The sequence below is a fragment of the Pseudoalteromonas sp. S558 genome (genome assembly GCF_005886635.1).
Classification (GTDB): Bacteria; Pseudomonadota; Gammaproteobacteria; order Enterobacterales; family Alteromonadaceae; genus Pseudoalteromonas; species Pseudoalteromonas aliena.
Genome location: NZ_PNDU01000040.1, coordinates 1 through 2,764, shown reverse-complemented (window position 1 = coordinate 2,764; position 2,764 = coordinate 1). Strand labels below are relative to the sequence as shown.

Here is a 2,764-nt window from a genome sequence, read left to right as displayed (position 1 = left end):
GCATGGTAAGCGCATGTTTGGCATTAATGCTACGTTATCGCCTATTTATAGGGAATACACACTTCATAGGCTCTGCCTTGCCTAAATACCAAACAGTCTGCTGCAAAATCAATCACGAAGATCAACACGCCCTAGGTTCAACCCCCTCAAATTAATTAAGTATAATTACTGACTACTGTTAGCAACTAGGGCTACTAAGACACACAATATTGAGTAAAGAGTGTAAGTATTCTGATCATTCTATACGTGCTTTTAATTTATTTAGCGCATCGACCGAAAACCCACGGTCATAAAAATATAAAATTTTACCACTGCTATCTACAAGCACTACTCGAGAATTATTTGGGCTTTGGTTACCAGTAAATTTTTGCACGGCTTCGCCATCGTTATAAATGGTGATCACACCACCCCACAATTCTTTAGGGATACCTTTGCGCATACCACTGTCTATAAATGTGCTAAACATACGGGGTGCCATACCAGCAATAGTAGGTAACTCATAAGTGGGAAGCGTGATCCCAGCCATATCTAAACCAATTAACCAGCGGTCTATATCGAATTGGCTATCTTGCTTATAGCCAATAAGAATCAAAGTTTTATCTGCTTTAAAATCACTGGGGATAGTGACCACATTTTTTTCTAAACTTTCGCCACTAATACTTGGAAACTGTTTACCTGTAACTTGTTGATTTGGATACTGAGATGTACATGCACTAAGGAGTACAACGGCACAAGCAGCTAACATTGATTTGATCATCACAAAGCCCTATTCTAAATTTTATAAATATCATGCATATACGTTTAATCTAGGCATAAAGATCTAAAGCGTTTGTTTTAAATAACCTGAACTCTAGGGCGTGTTGACCTTTGTGGATTGAAATTTACTCAACTTAGGGACGAGTTTACGCGTCAATAGCACCTCTATTGCAAATAAATGCAATGCAGTTAGCGCTAAAAATAGCGGCTTGAGATAGATTTATTATTCAGAGTTCAGGTTAAATATGTCTTAAATTTAGCCACTGTCATGGGTCGTCCGTACTTCCAGCCTTGTCCAAAATGCACACCCGCAGTTTTTAAAATCGCTTCTTGTTCATTAGTTTCAATCCCCTCAGCGACACAGGTATAATTAAATTTATGCACCAATTCCATAATATTAGGGATCATAGAAGCTTTTAAACCCTCAGTGGCGATATCTTGCACAAATGATCGATCTATTTTTAACTGATGAAAACTCAAATTCTGCAAATTTCTCAAGTTAGAGTAACCAGTACCAAAATCATCGAGTGACAAGTGAAAGCCAGATTCGACCAATGTCCTAAAGTGCGCATGCGCAATACTGGTATCTAAGTATTCATCCTCGGTAATTTCAAGGCAAATAATAAACCGAGAGTGCGTGAGCTCGGGTATTTGTGTCAAAAGCGAGACATTGCCTTGCTCTAAATCACACGGAAATATATTCAACGACACTTTAAAGCCCTGAGGTAACGCTTCTAAGGGTGTTAACTCTTCGAGTACTTTTGCAATCATTGCTTCAGTAAACGACCATGTTAAATGGTGTTTACGGATCTGCGAAATAAACTCACCCGGGTAAAGCACACCGTATTTATCTTCAAAACGGGCAAGTACTTCGCAACCTACCACCTTACCTGTTTGCAAACAAATAATAGGTTGATAAGTCCAGTAAAAAGAGCCTTTTTTCAATCCTTTAGATACACGAACTTTTATCGAGCGACGTGCTGCAATTTGAAAGTCAATAATAAACGCACTTGATACACCAGCCAAACAATTTAGAATGAGTGAAATAACCAATAATAACTGATTATTAGCAAAAAATTGGCTCCACGGTATATGGACTGCAACACAATAACCTGCGCTTCTATCACTGCACTTTAATAGAGTTTCAAAAGGAAGTTGATGCTGGTGCGTTATTTCATCGTAGAGTCCGTTGTGACCAGCTAAATGATGCAGTTTACTGCCTGCTTTATAACTTGCCTCCCAACGATGAGCTGTAATTAAACCATTTACGAATGCTGTCGTATCTATTATCAAGTTATAGCTGCCTTTACGCACTATAACTACTGGCATCTCTCGCCCATTAAAAAGTAACAAACGCAGTTTAGGTTCAAAACGGATCCTGACATTACTATCAGGGCGAATAAAATCTGGTTTTCTATCATCTATCACTTTGCTAAGTAAACCTGCACCTGTAGTGCAAACTAATTGATCATTTTTGAAAAAACCAATATCGATGACATATTTAGCATCAAATAATGCACGGCGCATTTCGAGCAAGTTTGCATCGTCGCACTGCGTAAAAATGCGTGTATTTAATGGAATGAGAATTCGACTACTTTCTTCAACTGCAGCATCTATGTGCTTAATAATATGCTTAGCGTCATCATTAACCGTAGCGGCTAATTTATGACCAGCAAAATACAGTAAAATTAAACTTCCCATTACAAAAACTACTACACCGGTTAATACTGCAATTACTGATTTTTGCTGATATTTTTTCATTCTATCCTTATCGGCTAAATAGTTATGTAATTATAAATGACATTTTATAATTACATAACTATTTTTAAATGCCAATAAGTTAGGGTCTATTAAACTTTTCCTTAACTTTAAATCAAACTAAAACACGCTCTAGGGCGTGTTGACTTTTGTGGATTGAAATTTGTTCAATCTAGGGGTGATTCAATCGCGGCGCGAGGTTTGTAACCTAGTGGGCTAAGTAAAAACCGAGCAACAAAGAGGTTACTCG

2 protein-coding genes are annotated in these 2,764 nt (G+C 37.7%); both read right to left on the bottom strand.

Annotated elements, in window-relative coordinates; translation table 11 throughout:
- Positions 1–235: 235 nt before the first annotated feature.
- Positions 236–757, bottom strand: coding sequence for a hypothetical protein (locus CWB66_RS03410; RefSeq protein ID WP_138584341.1), 522 nt, complete (start codon positions 755–757; stop codon positions 236–238).
- A gap of 233 nt (positions 758–990) precedes the next feature.
- On the bottom strand, positions 991–2,517 hold the full coding sequence (locus CWB66_RS03405; protein ID WP_138584340.1) for an EAL domain-containing protein: 1,527 nt from the start codon (positions 2,515–2,517) through the stop codon (positions 991–993).
- Positions 2,518–2,764: the final 247 nt, after the last annotated feature.